Genomic DNA, 16,619 nt, shown 5'->3' with positions numbered 1-16,619 from the left:
GCTATCGGATGCGTCCGGCAAAACTTGATAGCGAGTGCCTGCAAGAGTCTTTTCCGGTAGCATTCCCACCAGATTGACCCGCCTGGAATCCCCAATGTCCGACCGCCTGACCCTGCTGCGTCCCGACGACTGGCATATTCATCTTCGCGATGGTGCTGCGTTACCCCAAACCGTGGCCGATGTAGCGCGCACGTTTGGCCGCGCCATTATCATGCCCAACCTGGTACCTCCGGTGCGTAATGCCGCTGAAGCCGACGCCTATCGCCAGCGCATCCTCGCTGCACGACCGGCCGGCAGCCGCTTCGAACCGTTGATGGTGCTCTACCTCACCGACCGCACCCAACCTGAAGAAATTCGTCAGGCCAAGGCCAGCGGCTTCGTGCACGCCGCCAAGCTGTACCCGGCGGGCGCGACCACCAACTCCGATTCCGGCGTGACCAGTATCGACAAGATCCTGCCGGCCATCGAAGCCATGGCTGAAGTCGGCATGCCCCTGCTGATCCACGGTGAAGTCACCCGTGGCGATGTGGACGTGTTCGATCGCGAGAAGATCTTCATCGACGAGCACATGCGCCGCGTGGTCGAGCTGTTCCCGACGCTCAAGGTGGTGTTCGAACACATCACCACGGCCGATGCCGTGCAGTTCGTCACCGAGGCCTCGGCCAACGTGGGCGCGACCATCACCGCGCACCACCTGCTCTACAACCGCAACCACATGCTGGTGGGCGGGATTCGGCCGCACTTCTATTGCCTGCCGATCCTCAAGCGCAACACCCACCAGGTGGCCTTGCTGGACGCCGCCACCAGTGGCAGCCCGAAGTTCTTCCTCGGTACCGACTCGGCGCCCCACGCCCAGCACGCCAAGGAAGCCGCATGTGGCTGTGCCGGTTGCTACACCGCGTATGCCGCCATCGAGCTGTACGCCGAAGCGTTCGAGCAGCGCAACGCCCTGGACAAACTAGAGGGCTTCGCCAGCCTCAATGGCCCGCGTTTCTACGGCCTGCCGGCGAATACCGACCGCATTACCCTGGTTCGTGAAGACTGGACCGCCCCCGCCAGCCTGCCGTTTGGCGAGCTGACTGTTATCCCGCTGCGCGCCGGTGAAACACTGCGCTGGCGCCTGCTGGAGGAAAGCAAGTGAGTGAAGACCATTACGACGACGACCAGGAACACGGCGGTGGTGGCGGTTCGCGCCATCCGATGGCCGAACGTTTCCGCGGCTACCTGCCTGTCGTTATCGACGTAGAAACCGGTGGTTTCAATTGCGCCACCGACGCACTGCTGGAAATTGCCGCGACGACTATCGGCATGGACGAACAGGGTTTTGTGTATCCAGAACACACCCACTTCTTCCGCGTCGAGCCATTCGAGGGCGCGAATATCGAAGCGGCAGCCCTGGAGTTCACCGGGATCAAGCTTGATCACCCTCTGCGCATGGCCGTGAGTGAAGAAGCCGCGCTGACCGATATCTTTCGTGGCGTGCGCAAGGCGTTGAAGGCCAATGGCTGCAAACGCGCGATCCTGGTGGGCCACAACAGCAGCTTCGACCTGGGCTTCCTCAATGCCGCCGTGACGCGGCTGGACATGAAGCGCAACCCGTTCCACCCGTTCTCCAGCTTCGACACCGCCACCCTCGCCGGCCTGGCTTATGGCCAGACCGTACTGGCGAAGGCGTGCCAGGCCGCCGGTATCGACTTTGACGGGCGTGAAGCCCACTCGGCGCGCTACGACACCGAGAAGACCGCCGAGCTGTTCTGCGGCATCGTCAACCGCTGGAAGCAGATGGGCGGCTGGGAAGACTTCAACGACTGATACTGGCCCGAACGAGCGGGCTTCTGTGGCTACAGCGGGCCTCTGTTGCCAGCGGGCTTGTTGTGGCGAGCGGGCCTCTGTGGCGAGCGGGTTTGCTGTGGCGAGCGGGCTTGCCCGCGTTGGGCTGCGCAGCGGCCCCAGCAAGATCGCCACGGTTTAACTGTTAATCCGCGGTGTCTGGTTTTGGGGCTGCTTCGCCGCCCAACGCGGGCAAGCCCGCTCGCCACAACAAGCCCGCTCGCCACAGAAGCGACCTCGCCACAGAGTCAAACGCAGCGCATAAAAAAACCGGCCCTCACAGGCCGGTTTTTTTTGTACCTGGAACTCGGCTTACAGCTTGCCGGCGTTCTCGGTCAGGTATGCAGCAACGCCTTCTGGCGAAGCGTTCATGCCTTTGTCGCCTTTTTTCCAGTTGGCAGGGCAGACTTCGCCGTGCTCTTCGTGGAATTGCAGAGCGTCGACCAGGCGGATCAGCTCTTCCATGTTACGGCCCAGCGGCAGGTCGTTGATGATCTGGGAGCGGACAACGCCCTTGTCGTCGATCAGGAACGCGCCACGGAAAGCCACGCCGCCTTCGGACTCAACGTCGTAGGCCTTGGCGATGTCGTGCTTCATGTCGGCAGCCATGGTGTATTTGACTTTGCCGATGCCGCCATCATTGATGGCAGTGTTGCGCCAGGCGTTGTGGGTGAAATGGGAGTCGATGGAAACGGCTACCACTTCAACGTTACGCGCCTTGAAGTCGTCCATGCGGTGGTCCAGAGCAATCAGCTCCGACGGGCAGACGAAGGTGAAGTCCAGCGGGTAGAAGAACACCAGGCCGTATTTGCCTTTGATGGCTTCAGACAGTTTGAAGCTGTCTACGATTTCGCCATTGCCAAGGACGGCAGGTACGTCGAAATCCGGGGCTTGTTTGCCGACGAGTACGCTCATTGGGTATCTCCTGATGTAAGGGTGACGATTGAAGTAAAAGGACCGGCCTCGAGTCTGCCGCGCTTAAGCGACAGCCCTGTGACGCAGTCACGCTTCGTGAAGACCGACCATCATACACTGAAAAAACCGTTCGTCAGTGGGAGGGCTACAGCTGCGAATACCCTACGAATCTACTTTGACAATCATTCTCGTTAACATTAAGATCCATCGCACTTAAGCCTTAAACCCGCGATGGTTCTCCCTTATGTATGTGTGCCTCTGTACTGGCGTCACCGACGGACAAATCCGCGAAGCAATCTATGAAGGTTGCTGCAGCTACAAGGAAGTGCGCGAAACCACCGGCGTTGCCAGCCAGTGTGGAAAATGTGCATGCCTCGCCAAGCAAGTGGTACGGGAAACCCTGACGCAGCTGCAGACAGCCCAGGCCGCGCTCCCCTATTCAGCAGAATTTACACACGCTTAAATAGCGTGTTTTAAAGAACCGGACTTAGTGTCCGGTTTTTTTATGCCCGTAATTCAATTAGTTAGCGCCAAGACGCGGAACACAAACATTCTTATTCCGATTAATTTTCATTTATTATTCAATAACTTAGGTTTGACACTAGGGAATTCGCCGCTCAAACTCTGCCTTATACACAGCTATTACAGGGCAGGACCCCAGTCATGAAAGGCGACATCTCAGTCATCCAGCAACTCAACAAAATCCTTGCCAATGAACTGGTCGCGATCAATCAGTACTTTCTGCATGCACGCATGTACGACGATTGGGGCCTGGAAAAGCTCGGCAAGCGTGAATACAAAGAATCCATCAAAGCCATGAAGGACGCCGACGCGCTGATCAAGCGCATTCTGTTCCTGGAAGGCCTGCCGAACGTACAGGACCTGGGCAAGCTGAACATCGGCGAGCACACCCAGGAAATGATCAGCAGCGACCTGGGCTTTGAACGCAAGAGCCACAGCGACCTCAAGGCCGCCATTGCCCACTGCGAAACCAAGGGCGACTTCGGCAGCCGTGAGCTGTTGGAAGACATCCTGGAAGATCAGGAAGAGCACATCGACTGGCTGGAAACCCAGCTGGGCCTGATCGACAAGGTCAGCCTGGAGAACTACCTGCAATCGCAAATGGGTGAATAACCCTTAGGCGCCAGGTACAAAAAAGCCCCGCTCTCGTAGAGAAGCGGGGCTTTTTATTGCAAGCGAATTACGCGTCAGTCTTGGCTGCCGCGTTTGCCGCTGCGTCTTTGATCAACGCCTGCAACGAGCCATCAGCGGCCATTTCAGTGATGATGTCGCTACCGCCGACCAGCTCACCGGCCACCCACAGTTGTGGGAAAGTAGGCCAGTTGGCGTACTTCGGCAGGTTGGCGCGGATTTCCGGGTTTTGCAGGATATCCACGTAAGCGAATTTCTCGCCGCACGCCATGATGGCCTGGGAAGCTTTCGCGGAGAAACCGCACTGAGGAGCGTTCGGGGCGCCCTTCATGTAAAGCAGAATGGTGTTGTTGGCAATCTGCTCTTTGATCGTTTCGATGATATCCATGGAACACCTCGGCTGGAACTTTGCGACTCACAGGTCGGCACGGTGGCGCATTGTAACGCAAAATTCCAGCGCGGTGCTCGGGGCTTATGCGGCAGCAACCTGCACCGGCACGCCATTGAGCGCGGCGTTTCCAGACAATTCGTCCAATTGCCGCTCGTCGGTCAAGTCATTCGCACTCGCCCCCGGCTGCCCGCTGGCAATCGTCATCTGTACACCCGGGCGACCATGGCCCCAACCATGGGGCAGGCTCACCACGCCGGGCATCATGTCCAGGCTGGCCAACACTTCCACCTCGATCATGCCGATGCGCGAACTCACCCGCACGCGCTGGCCATCACTCAACTGTCGGCGGGCCAGGTCGTCAGGATGCATCAGCAATTGGTGCCGGGGCTTGCCCTTTACCAGGCGGTGATAGTTATGCATCCAGGAATTATTGCTACGCACATGGCGACGACCGATCAGCAACAGTTCGTCGGCCACCGGCACCGGCTGCGCGGCAAACCGCGCCAGGTCCGCGAGAATTACTGCGGGCGCCGCCTGCACGTTGCCATCCGCGGTTTTCAAGCGCGCGGCCAGGTTGGGTTTGAGCGGCCCCAGGTCCACGCCATGCGGGTGATCCGCCAGCATCGCCACCGACAGCTTGTGCGTGGACGCCTCACCATAGGTGCCGGCGCGCAAGCCAAAATCGATCATCTGCGCAGGCGGCATGGTCGGCTTGAGCGTAGCGCCCGTCTGCACGGCAAAGGCCTTGGCCAAGCCCACGAAAATCTCCCAGTCATGCAGCGCGCCCGCAGGCTTGGGCAGGATTGCGCGGTTGAAGCGGGTCACGTTGCGCACCGCGAACATGTTGAACGTGGTGTCGTAGTGGTCGTTTTCCAACGCCGAGGTGGACGGCAGGATCAGGTCGGCGTAACGCGTGGTCTCGTTGATGTACAGGTCGATGCTGACCATGAACTCCAGCCCATCCAGCGCCTGTTCCAGCTGGCGACCATTGGGCGTCGACAATACCGGGTTGCCCGCCACTGTTACCAAGGCACGGATCTGCCCTTCGCCCTCGGTGAGCATTTCTTCGGCCAACGCCGACACCGGCAGCTCGCCACCGTACTCCGGCCGCCCGGAAACCCGGCTCTGCCAGCGATTGAAATGCCCGCCGCCGGTGGACGCTACCAAGTCCACCGCCGGTGTAGTGCACAACGCGCCACCGACGCGATCGAGGTTACCGGTGACCAGGTTGATCAGCTGCACCAGCCAGTGGCACAGCGTGCCGAACGCCTGGGTCGATACGCCCATGCGCCCATAACACACGGCCTTGTCGGCGGCGGCGAAGTCCCGCGCCAGTTGGCGGATCTGCTCGGCAGGCACTGCACACTGGCGGCTCATGGCCTCGGCAGTAAACCCGGAAATGGCGCGACGCACGTCCTCCAGGCCCACGACCGGCAAATGACTGTTGCGGGTCAGGTTCTCACTGAACAAGGTGTTGAGCAGCCCGAACAGCAGCGCCGCATCGCCGCCAGGCCTTACGAACAGATGCTGGTCAGCCATCGCCGCCGTCTCGCTGCGCCGTGGGTCGACCACCACCACGCGGCCACCCCGGGCCTGGATGGCCTTGAGGCGCTTCTCCACATCGGGCACGGTCATGATGCTGCCGTTGGACGCCAACGGGTTGCCGCCCAGGATCAGCATGAAGTCGGTGTGATCGATGTCCGGGATGGGCAGCAGCAGCCCGTGGCCGTACATCAGGTGGCTGGTGAGGTGATGGGGCAACTGGTCCACCGACGTCGCGGAAAACCGGTTGCGCGTCTTGAGCTGGCCGAGAAAGTAGTTGCTGTGGGTCATCAGCCCATAGTTGTGCACGCTGGGGTTGCCCTGATACACCGCCACCGCGTTTTGCCCGTGCCGCGCTTGAATGCCCGCCAGGCGTTCGGCTACCAGTGCAAAGGCTTCATCCCACGCGATCGGCTGCCACTCGCTGCCCACGCGCAGCATGGGCTGGTGCAGGCGGTCCGGATCATTCTGTATATCCTGCAACGCCACGGCCTTGGGGCAGATATGCCCGCGACTGAAGGTGTCCAACGCATCGCCCTTGATCGAGGTGATCGCCAGGCTGCCGTCGTCAGCTCGAGTGGTTTCCAGGGTCAGGCCGCAGATGGCTTCACACAGATGGCAGGCACGGTGGTGGAGAGTCTTGGTCATGGCCAGTCTCTTTATAGGGGCTTTGTTATAAGGGCTCAGTTAGCCTCACTATGGGCCGAGGCCACGGCGGGCACCAGCAACGTTCGTCCCGTGAATCGACGTGCATCAGGCCAGGCCATGGCCAAGCGTGAGCAAATGTTTCAGAAACCCCGCGCGCACCCGCTGAAACCGACACAGCCTGGCCTGGCCCCGCCGCCGCGCATTGCAAAAGGTTGCGACGCCAGTGTACAAATGGCCCGCTGCAGTCAGGAAATTGTCTTCAAAAGCGCTCTGGCGCCCTTCTTGAACACCCCTAAAAACGTAGCCCCTATTGGTAAGACGCGACATTTAATGTCAATATCGCGCCTTCCCCTATTTCGTCGCCCCGTGCGGCTTTCGCCGCAGGTCTCGCCCGTTGTCACAATAAACAAGGCTTTGAGTATCTGCGGTCTGTTGCAAAAAGGTAGTTAATGATGAGCGCAAGGCACTTTCTCTCCCTGATGGATTGCACGCCCGAAGAGCTGGTCAGCGTGATCCGTCGAGGCATTGAGCTTAAAGACCTGCGTAACCGCGGCGTACTGTTCGAGCCCTTGAAAAACCGCGTGCTCGGGATGATTTTCGAGAAGTCGTCGACCCGCACCCGCGTGTCCTTCGAAGCCGGCATGATCCAGTTGGGTGGCCAAGCCATCTTCCTGTCCTCGCGCGACACCCAACTGGGCCGTGGCGAGCCGATTGCCGACGCCGCCCGCGTGATGTCACGCATGCTCGATGCGGTGATGATCCGCACCTTCGCCCACAGCACGGTGACCGAATTTTCCGCCAACTCCCGGGTACCGGTGATCAACGGGCTGTCCGATGACCTGCACCCCTGCCAGCTGCTGGCCGACATGCAAACCTTCCTCGAACATCGTGGCTCGATCCAGGGCAAGACCGTGGCCTGGATCGGCGACGGCAACAACATGTGCAACAGCTATATAGAAGCGGCGATCCAGTTCGACTTCCAACTGCGCGTTGCCTGCCCTGAGGGCTATGAGCCTGACGCGCGTTTCCTCGAACAAGCCGGCGACCGCGTGACCCTGGTACGCGACCCGCGTGACGCTGTGATCGGCGCGCATCTGGTCAGCACCGACGTCTGGACCTCCATGGGCCAGGAAGACGAAACCGCCCAGCGCCTGGCCCTGTTCGCGCCTTACCAGGTCACGCGCGCCCTGCTCGACCTGGCCGCGCCGGACGTGTTGTTCATGCATTGCCTGCCGGCCCACCGCGGCGAAGAAATCAGCCTCGACCTGCTCGACGACGAGCGTTCGGTAGCCTGGGACCAGGCAGAGAACCGTCTGCACGCACAGAAAGCCCTGCTCGAGTTCCTTGTTCCGCCTTCGTACCACCACGCATGAGCCAGCCATTACTGCTGAACCTGCGCAACCTGGCATGCGGCTATCAAGACCAACGGGTGGTGCAGAACCTCAACCTGCACCTCAATGCGGGCGACATCGGTTGCCTGCTGGGCTCCTCGGGTTGCGGCAAAACCACCACCCTGCGGGCGATTGCCGGGTTCGAGCCGGTGCACGAAGGCGAGATCAGCCTGGCCGGTGAAGTCATCTCCAGCGCCGGGTTCACCCTGGCACCGGAGAAACGTCGCATCGGCATGGTGTTCCAGGACTACGCGCTGTTTCCCCACCTCAGCGTGGCCGACAACATCGCGTTTGGCATCCGCAAGCATCCGCACAAGGAACGTGTGGTTGCCGAGCTGCTGGAACTGGTCAACCTGAAGAACCTGGGCAAGCGCTTCCCCCACGAACTGTCCGGCGGCCAGCAACAGCGCGTCGCCCTGGCCCGCGCGCTGGCGCCGGAGCCCCAATTGCTGCTGCTGGATGAGCCGTTCTCCAACCTCGACGGCGAATTGCGCCGCAAGCTTAGCCATGAGGTGCGCGACATCCTCAAGGCCCGTGGCACCAGCGCGATTCTGGTCACCCATGACCAGGAAGAAGCATTCGCCGTGAGCGATCAGGTCGGTGTGTTCAAGGAAGGCCGGCTGGAGCAGTGGGACACGCCCTACAACCTCTACCACGAACCGCAGACGCCTTATGTGGCCAGCTTTATCGGCCAGGGCTATTTTATCCGCGGGCAATTGAGTTCGCCCGAATCGGTGAATACCGAGCTGGGCGACCTGCGCGGCAATCGTGCCTACACCTGGCCTACCGGTGGCGCGGTGGATGTGCTGCTGCGCCCGGATGACATCGTGTACGCGCCGGATAGCGCCCTGAAAGCGCGGATCGTCGGCAAGACCTTCCTCGGCGCCTCGACCCTGTACCGCCTGCAACTGCCCACCGGTGCACAGCTGGAGTCGATTTTCCCCAGCCATGCCGACCATCAGGTGGGCGCGGATGTGGGCATTCGTGTGGCCGCCGAGCACTTGGTGCTATTCCAGGCCTCCGGCAGCACCGCCGCGCAGATTCCTCAGGCCGAATCCGGTGTACGGCGTTACAGCCCGCCCAACTGAAGAAACTCGATCAACAATGTGGGAGGGGGCTTGCCCCCGATGAGGGAGCGTCAGTTAATAAATCTGTGACTGACCCACCGCTATCGGGGGCAAGCCCCCTCCCACATTAGGTCTCATGCACTCCAAAATCGAGGTCAGGCGCGGCCAATCGGTGTGCAGATTCATCAGGCCGAATCCGGCGTGCGGCGCTACGGCCCGGCAACTGAAGAAACCGGATCAAAAATGTGGGAGGGGGCTTGCCCCCGATAAGGGAGTGTCAGTTAATAAATCTGTGACTGACCCACCGCTATCGGGGGCAAGCCCCCTCCCACATTAGGTCTCATGCACTCCAAAATCGAGATCAGGCGCGGCCAATCGGTGCGAATTTGGCCTGGGTATGCTCCGCCAGCACCGCCGCCGGTAGTTCTACTTCCAGGCCCCTCCTCCCGGCACTGACAAAAATCGTCGCGAACGGCTGCGCCGTCACATCGATAAACGTGCGCAAACGCTTCTTCTGCCCCAGCGGGCTGATACCGCCCAGCAGATAACCCGTGGAACGCTGCGCCGCAGCCGGGTCGGCCATTTCGGTTTTTTTCACACCCGCCGCTTGAGCCAGCGCCTTCAAATCCAGACTTCCGACGACCGGCACCACCGCCACCAATAATTCGCCCTTTTCGCTGCAGGCCAGCAAGGTCTTGAACACCTGCGCCGGATTGAGGCCCAATTTTTCTGCGGCCTCCAGCCCATACGAGGCCGCCTTGGGGTCGTGTTCGTAACTGTGCACGCGATGTTCGGCACGAACTTTTTTCAACAAATCCAAAGCGGGGGTCATAACGTCTCCGGGCGTGGCAAACAGATGGCCAATTCTAGGCCAAGCCCATGCAAAACGCTCTAGTGCGCAGCATCCCGAGGTGCAGGTTTAGTGGAGTAAGCTTGATCATTCACCAGACCAATAGTTGCAAAGTGACTGACGGTTCACTTTCGACCTTTGACAGCCGTGATTCTTGTCTATATTTTTTCGTTTCCGAATACTGTGGGAATAGGACTACAGTGTTTGAGCAGTAAGCCGTTGCGGAGATGGGGATCCCCGTTACGGTGAAAATCGCGCATGGCCCGTTGAGGCCAATCGCCAGACAAGAACAACAATTGAGGTTTTCCATGACAACTGCTCTTCAACAGCCTTCACTTTCGAGCCAATGCATGGCCGAATTCCTGGGGACTGCGCTGCTGATCTTCTTTGGTACCGGATGTGTTGCTGCGCTCAAGGTCGCGGGTGCCAGCTTTGGCTTGTGGGAAATCAGCATCATCTGGGGCGTCGGCGTGAGCATGGCGATCTACCTGAGCGCCGGTATTTCCGGGGCCCACCTCAACCCGGCGGTGAGTATCGCCCTGTGCATCTTTGCCGACTTCGAAAAGCGCAAACTGCCCTTCTATATCCTCGCCCAGATCGCCGGCGCCTTCTGCTCGGCGGCCTTGGTGTACACGCTCTACAGCAATCTGTTTTTCGATTACGAACAAACCCACCATATGGTCCGCGGCTCCCAAGCCAGCCTGGAATTGGCGTCGGTGTTCTCCACCTACCCCCATGCGCTGCTGAGCACCGCCCAAGCATTCCTGGTGGAAATGGTCATCACCGCCATCCTGATGGGCGTGATCATGGCCCTCACCGATGACAACAATGGCCTGCCACGCGGCCCACTCGCCCCGTTGCTGATCGGCCTGTTGATTGCGGTGATCGGCAGCGCCATGGGCCCGCTGACAGGCTTCGCCATGAACCCGGCGCGGGATTTCGGCCCCAAGCTGATGACCTTTTTCGCTGGCTGGGGTGAAATGGCCTTTACTGGCGGTCGCGATATTCCCTACTTCCTGGTTCCGATTTTCGCGCCGATTGTCGGAGCATGCCTCGGCGCTGCGGCCTATCGCGGGCTGATTGCCCGCCATCTGCCAAGCGCTGCACCTGCCACCACGGATGAAACACCTGACACGGCTGTCAACGGTAAAACGCGTATTTCGTGATAGCGCCAGCCTGGTCCCTGCCCTTTACGGCCCAGGCTGATTTCTGACTTCCTTATTTCGTCCAAGGCAATCGACATGACCGACATTCAGAATAAGAACTACATCATTGCCCTTGATCAGGGCACCACCAGTTCCCGCGCGATCATCTTTGATCGTGACGCCAACGTGGTCTGCACCGCCCAGCGTGAATTCACTCAGCACTACCCGCAGGCGGGCTGGGTCGAACACGACCCGATGGAAATCTTCGCCACCCAGAGCGCGGTGATGGTCGAGGCCCTGGCGCAAGCCGGCCTGCACCATGACCAGGTCGCCGCCATTGGTATCACCAACCAGCGTGAAACCACCGTGGTATGGGATAAAGTCACCGGCCGCCCGATCTACAACGCGATCGTCTGGCAATGCCGCCGCAGCACCGAGATCTGCCAGCAGCTCAAGCGCGACGGCCATGAGCAATACATCAACGACGCCACTGGCCTGGTCACCGACCCATACTTCTCCGGCACCAAGCTCAAGTGGATCCTCGACAACGTCGAAGGCAGCCGCGAGCGTGCGCGCAACGGCGAGCTGCTGTTCGGCACCATCGACAGCTGGCTGATCTGGAAATTTACCGGCGGCAAGACCCACGTTACCGACTACACCAACGCCTCGCGCACCATGCTCTTCAACATCCACACCCTGGAGTGGGATGCGAAGATGCTGGAGATTCTCGACGTGCCGCGCGAAATGCTGCCGGAAGTGAAGTCGTCTTCGGAAATCTACGGCCGTACCAAAAGCGGCATCGCCATCGGCGGTATCGCCGGTGACCAGCAAGCGGCGCTGTTCGGCCAGATGTGCGTCGAAGCCGGCCAGGCCAAGAACACCTACGGCACCGGCTGCTTCCTGCTGATGAACACCGGCGACAAAGCGGTGAAATCCAAGCACGGCATGCTGACCACCATCGCCTGCGGCCCGCGTGGCGAAGTGGCCTACGCCCTGGAAGGCGCTGTGTTCAACGGCGGCTCCACCGTGCAGTGGCTGCGTGACGAGCTGAAAATCATCGCCGACGCCACCGACACCGAATACTTCGCCGGCAAGGTCAAGGACAGCAACGGTGTGTACCTGGTCCCCGCCTTCACCGGCCTGGGCGCGCCCTACTGGGACCCGTACGCCCGTGGCGCGCTGTTCGGTCTGACCCGTGGCGTACGCGTGGATCACATTATTCGTGCAGCCCTGGAGTCGATTGCCTACCAGACACGCGACGTGCTCGACGCCATGCAGCAGGATTCCGGCGAACGCCTCAAGGCCCTGCGTGTGGACGGCGGCGCGGTGGCGAACAACTTCCTGATGCAATTCCAGGCCGATATCCTCGGCACCCAGGTCGAGCGCCCGCAAATGCGCGAAACCACCGCACTCGGTGCGGCCTACCTGGCCGGCCTGGCCTGCGGGTTCTGGGGCAGCCTGGACGAATTGCGCGGCAAGGCGGTGATCGAGCGCGAATTCGAACCGCAACTGGATGAAGCCGCCAAAGAGAAGCTCTACGCCGGCTGGCAAAAAGCGGTCAGCCGCACCCGTGACTGGGAGCCCCACGAAGGCGCTGAATAAGCCAACCTCGGGTTGTAACTGGCAGGGAGTAGATTCCTGCGTCATCATGGGCCACTTTTGTATGGCAGCCCAAAGGACGCCCCATGAATCTGCCTCCCCGCCAGCAACAAATCCTCGAACTGGTCCGCGAACGCGGCTACGTCAGTATCGAGGAAATGGCGCAGCTATTCGTCGTTACCCCGCAAACCATCCGCCGCGATATCAACCAGCTGGCGGACGCCAATCTGCTGCGCCGCTACCACGGCGGCGCGGCCTATGATTCCAGTGTCGAAAACACTGAGTACGCCATGCGTGCCGACCAGATGCGCGACGAGAAACAGCGCATCGGCGAAGCCATCGCCGCACAAATCCCCGATCACGCCTCGCTGTTCATCAATATCGGTACCACCACCGAATCGATTGCGCGCGCGCTGCTCAACCACAACCATCTGAAAATCATCACCAACAACCTCAACGTGGCCACCATGCTCAGCGCCAAGGACGACTTCGACGTGCTGCTGACCGGCGGCAACGTGCGCCGTGACGGCGGGGTGGTGGGCCAGGCGAGTGTCGATTTCATCAACCAGTTCAAGGTCGACTTTGCGCTGGTAGGTATCAGCGGCATCGACGAAGACGGCAGCCTGCTCGACTTCGACTACCAGGAAGTGCGGGTTTCCCAGGCGATCATCGCCAATGCGCGCCAGGTGATCCTGGCGGCCGACTCGAGCAAATTCGGGCGCAACGCCATGATTCGTTTGGGGCCGATCAGTTTGGTGGATTGCTTGGTGACCGATCAGCAGCCGGTGCCGGCGTTGGTGCAGTTGTTGAATGAGCATAAGGTTCGGCTGGAAGTCGTGTAGCGCCAGTTCTGGCCCCATCGGGGGCAAGCCCCCTCCCACACTTGACTGCATTCCCATGCTGGAATTCGGTCGAATGTGGGAGGGGGCTTGCCCCCGATGGCGATCTGTCTGACACGCTCCCCCTCAACCCCATGTTCACAATTCTTCCTTTGCCCCCCCTTCGATGAGTATTTTCAATCGAAGTCGGCTGGCTGCGCGCGCATTTATCAGCTACCATTTTCGCAAATGAACATTAATGTTCGAATTCCAATACGAAAAAGATCGCGAGGCCAGCCGATGAACCCTTCTACCTTGCCTGCCCCACCGCTTGCCGAAGTCTATGACGTTGCCGTAATCGGTGGCGGGATCAATGGCGTCGGTATTGCAGCAGACGCAGCCGGGCGCGGTTTGTCGGTATTCCTTTGCGAAAAGGACGACCTGGCCAGCCACACCTCGTCCGCCAGCAGCAAACTGATCCACGGCGGCCTGCGATACCTCGAACATTACGAGTTCCGCCTGGTGCGTGAAGCCCTCGCCGAACGTGAAGTGCTGCTGGCCAAGGCCCCGCACATCGTCAAGCAAATGCGCTTTGTGTTGCCGCATCGCCCGCACCTGCGCCCGGCGTGGATGATTCGTGCCGGCCTGTTCCTGTATGACCACCTGGGCAAGCGCGAAAAGCTCGCCGGCTCGAAAAGCCTCAAGTTCGGCGCCGACAGCCCGCTGAAAAGCGAAATCACCAAAGGCTTCGAATACTCCGATTGCTGGGTAGACGACGCCCGCCTGGTAGTACTCAACGCCATGGCCGCGCGTGAAAAAGGCGCGCACATCCACACCCAGACCCGTTGCATCAGCGCGCACCGCAGTAACGGCATGTGGGAAATGAACATGGAACGCGCCGACGGCAGCCTGTTCTCGATCCGTGCTCGGGCCCTGGTCAACGCGGCCGGCCCGTGGGTCGCCAAGTTCATCAAGGACGACCTCAAGCTGACCTCGCCCTACGGCATCCGCCTGATCCAGGGCAGCCACTTGATCGTGCCAAGGCTGTACGAAGGCGCACACGCGCACATCCTGCAGAACGAAGACCAGCGCATCGTTTTCACTATTCCGTACCTGAATCACCTGACCATCATCGGTACCACCGACCGCGAATACACCGGCGATCCGGCTAAAGTTGCGATCACCGAAGGTGAAACCGACTACATGCTCAAGGTGGTCAACGCGCACTTCAAGAAGCAACTGAGCCGCGACGACATCGTGCACACCTACTCCGGTGTACGCCCGCTGTGCAACGACGAATCGGATAACCCGTCGGCGATCACCCGTGACTACACCTTGGCGCTGTCCGGCGCCAATGGTGAGGCACCGATACTGTCAGTGTTCGGCGGCAAGCTGACCACCTACCGCAAGCTGGCCGAGTCGGCGATGGCGCAGCTGGCGCCGTATTTCACACAGATGCGCCCGAGCTGGACCGCCACCGCCAGCCTGCCAGGCGGCGAAGACATGACCACGCCGGAAGCCCTGGCCGACGCCATTCGCAACAAATTCGACTGGGTGCCGAGCGAAATCGCGCGCCGCTGGTCCACCACCTACGGCAGCCGCACCTGGCGCCTGCTGGAAGGTGTGCAATCGCTGGCCGACCTGGGCGACCACTTGGGCGGTGGCCTGTACACCCGCGAGGTCGACTACCTGTGCGCCGAAGAATGGGCGACCCAAGCCCAGGACGTGCTGTGGCGCCGCACCAAGCTCGGCCTGTTCACCACCCCGGAAGAACAGGCCGGCGTGCAGCATTACCTGTCCAAGGTTGAGCAGAACCGCAGCAAGATCCAGGCGGCCTGACGCACCCGCTGTAAAAAAGCCCCTGCGCCGAAAGGTCCAGGGGCTTTTTCATGCCTGCCGGGCATTCGGTTTTCCGAACAGCACAACCCACACCATTCGGTTTGCCGGACCCAGGCGTTATATATTTATCGTCATACAAAGTTAATTTACATATAAATCAGCAGGTTAGACTTTTACTTCGAGCCTGGCACGACTCATGCTCTACACTCCTAGACGATTGCCTGGGACGCCTCAGGAGCCGTCACGGGCATTCGCTGTACAAGAGAGCCGTATAGCCGGCTTCATAAAAAAAACAAATGTCGAGGAAGTATTGATGCGCATCGTTCCCCATATTTTGGGCGCAGCTATCGCTGCTGCTCTGATCAGCACTCCAGTATTCGCCGCCGAACTCACCGGCACACTGAAGAAAATCAACGACTCCGGCACCATCACCCTCGGGCACCGCGACAGCTCCATTCCGTTTTCCTACATCGCGGATGGTTCGGGCAAACCAGTGGGCTACTCCCACGACATTCAAGTGGCCATCGTTGAAGCCCTGAAAAAAGACCTGAACAAACCCGATCTGCAGGCCAAGTACAACCTGGTCACCTCGCAGACCCGTATTCCATTGGTTCAGAACGGCACCGTCGACATCGAGTGCGGTTCCACCACCAACAACGCCGAACGCGCCCAGCAAGTTGACTTCACCATCAACATGTTCGAAATCGGCACCCGCCTGCTGGTCAAGAAAGACAAGGATGGCAAGCCGTCCTACAACGATTTCGCTGACCTGAAAGGCAAGAACGTCGTGACCACCGCCGGCACCACGTCCGAGCGCATCATTAAGGCGATGAACGCCGACAAGCAGATGGGCATGAACGTCATCTCCGCCAAAGACCACGGCGAATCCTTCCAGATGCTGGAAAGCGGCCGCGCTGTCGCGTTCATGATGGACGACGCCCTGCTGGCCGGTGAAGAAGCCAAGGCCAAGAAGCCGGATGACTGGGTCATTACCGGTACTCCACAGTCCTTCGAAGCCTACGCGTGCATGGTGCGTAAAGACGACCCGGCCTTCAAGAAAGCCGTGGATGACGCGATCGTCGGCCTGTACAAGTCCGGTGAGATCAACAAGATCTACGCCAAGTGGTTCGAAAGCCCGATCCCACCAAAAGGCCTGAACCTCAACTTCCCGATGAGCGAAAAGGTCAAGGAACTGATCAAGAACCCGACCGACAAGCCGGCTCCGGAAGTAAAGATCTAAATCCTGACTAACCTTATCTCCTGAGGGAGCCAACCCTCCCTCAGGCGTCTGTTACTACCTGCTGGCTTTACTTTGGAACACTCGACCTGGCGGTTTTCGAGCCGATCGTGTGTGCCTGGCGTTCACCGTCAGGCGGGAATGGATTTTCCCCAAGCGGGTGCTTGTACATCGATCGATCTCGAGGGGAGACCC

The 16,619-nt window shown here is 60.1% G+C and carries 15 protein-coding genes; 11 read left to right on the top strand and 4 right to left on the bottom strand.

All coding sequences use genetic code 11. The annotated features are described in order from the left end of the window. The first annotated feature begins 94 nt into the window (after nt 1–94). A complete protein-coding gene (gene pyrC, locus CXQ82_RS05965) occupies nt 95–1,141 on the top strand; it encodes a dihydroorotase (RefSeq protein WP_101267022.1) in 1,047 nt (348 codons plus the stop codon). Further along, on the top strand, nt 1,138–1,812 hold the full coding sequence (rnt, locus tag CXQ82_RS05960; RefSeq protein WP_101267020.1) for a ribonuclease T: 675 nt from the start codon (nt 1,138–1,140) through the stop codon (nt 1,810–1,812). The genes pyrC and rnt overlap by 4 nt, the downstream gene beginning before the upstream one ends. A 330-nt stretch (nt 1,813–2,142) precedes the next feature. Here rnt and CXQ82_RS05955 read toward each other — a convergent pair whose 3' ends face one another. Further along, complete coding sequence (locus tag CXQ82_RS05955; protein WP_003172097.1) at nt 2,143–2,745, bottom strand: peroxiredoxin; 603 nt, start codon at nt 2,743–2,745, stop codon at nt 2,143–2,145. Between the two features lie 244 nt (nt 2,746–2,989). Between CXQ82_RS05955 and CXQ82_RS05950 the strand changes: the two genes are divergently transcribed. Together CXQ82_RS05950 and bfr are read left to right on the top strand one after the other, a co-directional pair. Beyond that, nucleotides 2,990–3,208 (top strand): bacterioferritin-associated ferredoxin, encoded by a 219-nt coding sequence (locus tag CXQ82_RS05950; protein WP_010564137.1) that lies wholly within the window; start codon nt 2,990–2,992, stop codon nt 3,206–3,208. 200 nt (nt 3,209–3,408) lie between these two features. Further along, nucleotides 3,409–3,879, top strand: coding sequence for a bacterioferritin (bfr, locus tag CXQ82_RS05945; RefSeq protein ID WP_012722487.1), 471 nt, complete (start codon nt 3,409–3,411; stop codon nt 3,877–3,879). Between the two features lie 67 nt (nt 3,880–3,946). On the opposite strand, the gene grxD is transcribed toward bfr, so the two are convergent. Next, nucleotides 3,947–4,285 carry a Grx4 family monothiol glutaredoxin gene (gene grxD / locus CXQ82_RS05940; RefSeq protein ID WP_010212745.1) on the bottom strand — a complete coding sequence of 113 codons (339 nt, stop codon included), beginning with the start codon at nt 4,283–4,285 and terminating at the stop codon, nt 3,947–3,949. A gap of 84 nt (nt 4,286–4,369) precedes the next feature. Continuing rightward, on the bottom strand, nt 4,370–6,478 hold the full coding sequence (locus CXQ82_RS05935; RefSeq protein WP_101267018.1) for a molybdopterin oxidoreductase family protein: 2,109 nt from the start codon (nt 6,476–6,478) through the stop codon (nt 4,370–4,372). 452 nt (nt 6,479–6,930) lie between these two features. Between CXQ82_RS05935 and argF the strand changes: the two genes are divergently transcribed. Both argF and CXQ82_RS05920 read left to right on the top strand, forming a co-directional pair. Continuing rightward, nucleotides 6,931–7,851 carry an ornithine carbamoyltransferase gene (argF, locus tag CXQ82_RS05925; protein ID WP_101267015.1) on the top strand — a complete coding sequence of 307 codons (921 nt, stop codon included), beginning with the start codon at nt 6,931–6,933 and terminating at the stop codon, nt 7,849–7,851. Continuing rightward, nucleotides 7,848–8,957, top strand: coding sequence for an ABC transporter ATP-binding protein (locus tag CXQ82_RS05920; RefSeq protein ID WP_101267012.1), 1,110 nt, complete (start codon nt 7,848–7,850; stop codon nt 8,955–8,957). Before argF ends, CXQ82_RS05920 begins: the two co-directional genes overlap by 4 nt. Before the next feature lie 340 nt (nt 8,958–9,297). Here CXQ82_RS05920 and ybaK read toward each other — a convergent pair whose 3' ends face one another. Further along, nucleotides 9,298–9,768 carry a Cys-tRNA(Pro) deacylase gene (ybaK, locus tag CXQ82_RS05915; protein ID WP_101267010.1) on the bottom strand — a complete coding sequence of 157 codons (471 nt, stop codon included), beginning with the start codon at nt 9,766–9,768 and terminating at the stop codon, nt 9,298–9,300. A 326-nt stretch (nt 9,769–10,094) separates the two neighbouring features. Between ybaK and CXQ82_RS05910 the strand changes: the two genes are divergently transcribed. From CXQ82_RS05910 to CXQ82_RS05890, 5 genes are all read left to right on the top strand, one after another. Further along, on the top strand, nt 10,095–10,952 hold the full coding sequence (locus CXQ82_RS05910; protein ID WP_101267008.1) for an MIP/aquaporin family protein: 858 nt from the start codon (nt 10,095–10,097) through the stop codon (nt 10,950–10,952). A gap of 75 nt (nt 10,953–11,027) precedes the next feature. Beyond that, nucleotides 11,028–12,533, top strand: a complete 1,506-nt coding sequence (glpK, locus tag CXQ82_RS05905; RefSeq protein ID WP_101267006.1) for a glycerol kinase GlpK — start codon at nt 11,028–11,030, stop codon at nt 12,531–12,533. Between the two features lie 83 nt (nt 12,534–12,616). Beyond that, entirely contained in the window at nt 12,617–13,372 is a 756-nt protein-coding gene (locus CXQ82_RS05900; protein WP_101267004.1) for a DeoR/GlpR family transcriptional regulator, read from the top strand. Between the two features lie 276 nt (nt 13,373–13,648). Beyond that, entirely contained in the window at nt 13,649–15,187 is a 1,539-nt protein-coding gene (gene glpD / locus CXQ82_RS05895; protein ID WP_101267002.1) for a glycerol-3-phosphate dehydrogenase, read from the top strand. A gap of 313 nt (nt 15,188–15,500) precedes the next feature. Beyond that, nucleotides 15,501–16,427 (top strand): glutamate/aspartate ABC transporter substrate-binding protein, encoded by a 927-nt coding sequence (locus tag CXQ82_RS05890; protein ID WP_101267000.1) that lies wholly within the window; start codon nt 15,501–15,503, stop codon nt 16,425–16,427. The last annotated feature ends 192 nt before the right edge of the window (nt 16,428–16,619 follow it).

This window comes from Pseudomonas sp. S09G 359 (genome assembly GCF_002843605.1).
GTDB lineage: Bacteria > Pseudomonadota > Gammaproteobacteria > Pseudomonadales > Pseudomonadaceae > Aquipseudomonas.
Note: the sequence above shows the minus strand (reverse complement) of the source record. Positions and strands in the feature narration are given on the sequence as shown.

Excerpts from the sequence above, each read along its gene's own strand:
- pyrC (WP_101267022.1), top strand. The coding sequence starts at position 95 with ATGTCCGACCGCCTGACCCTGCTGCGTCCCGACGACTGGCATATTCAT.
- CXQ82_RS05955 (WP_003172097.1), bottom strand. The coding sequence starts at position 2,745 with ATGAGCGTACTCGTCGGCAAACAAGCCCCGGATTTCGACGTACCTGCC.
- CXQ82_RS05950 (WP_010564137.1), top strand. The coding sequence starts at position 2,990 with ATGTATGTGTGCCTCTGTACTGGCGTCACCGACGGACAAATCCGCGAA.
- bfr (WP_012722487.1), top strand. The coding sequence starts at position 3,409 with ATGAAAGGCGACATCTCAGTCATCCAGCAACTCAACAAAATCCTTGCC.
- grxD (WP_010212745.1), bottom strand. The coding sequence starts at position 4,285 with ATGGATATCATCGAAACGATCAAAGAGCAGATTGCCAACAACACCATT.
- CXQ82_RS05935 (WP_101267018.1), bottom strand. The coding sequence starts at position 6,478 with ATGACCAAGACTCTCCACCACCGTGCCTGCCATCTGTGTGAAGCCATC.
- argF (WP_101267015.1), top strand. The coding sequence starts at position 6,931 with ATGAGCGCAAGGCACTTTCTCTCCCTGATGGATTGCACGCCCGAAGAG.
- CXQ82_RS05920 (WP_101267012.1), top strand. The coding sequence starts at position 7,848 with ATGAGCCAGCCATTACTGCTGAACCTGCGCAACCTGGCATGCGGCTAT.
- ybaK (WP_101267010.1), bottom strand. The coding sequence starts at position 9,768 with ATGACCCCCGCTTTGGATTTGTTGAAAAAAGTTCGTGCCGAACATCGC.
- CXQ82_RS05910 (WP_101267008.1), top strand. The coding sequence starts at position 10,095 with ATGACAACTGCTCTTCAACAGCCTTCACTTTCGAGCCAATGCATGGCC.
- glpK (WP_101267006.1), top strand. The coding sequence starts at position 11,028 with ATGACCGACATTCAGAATAAGAACTACATCATTGCCCTTGATCAGGGC.
- CXQ82_RS05900 (WP_101267004.1), top strand. The coding sequence starts at position 12,617 with ATGAATCTGCCTCCCCGCCAGCAACAAATCCTCGAACTGGTCCGCGAA.
- glpD (WP_101267002.1), top strand. The coding sequence starts at position 13,649 with ATGAACCCTTCTACCTTGCCTGCCCCACCGCTTGCCGAAGTCTATGAC.
- CXQ82_RS05890 (WP_101267000.1), top strand. The coding sequence starts at position 15,501 with ATGCGCATCGTTCCCCATATTTTGGGCGCAGCTATCGCTGCTGCTCTG.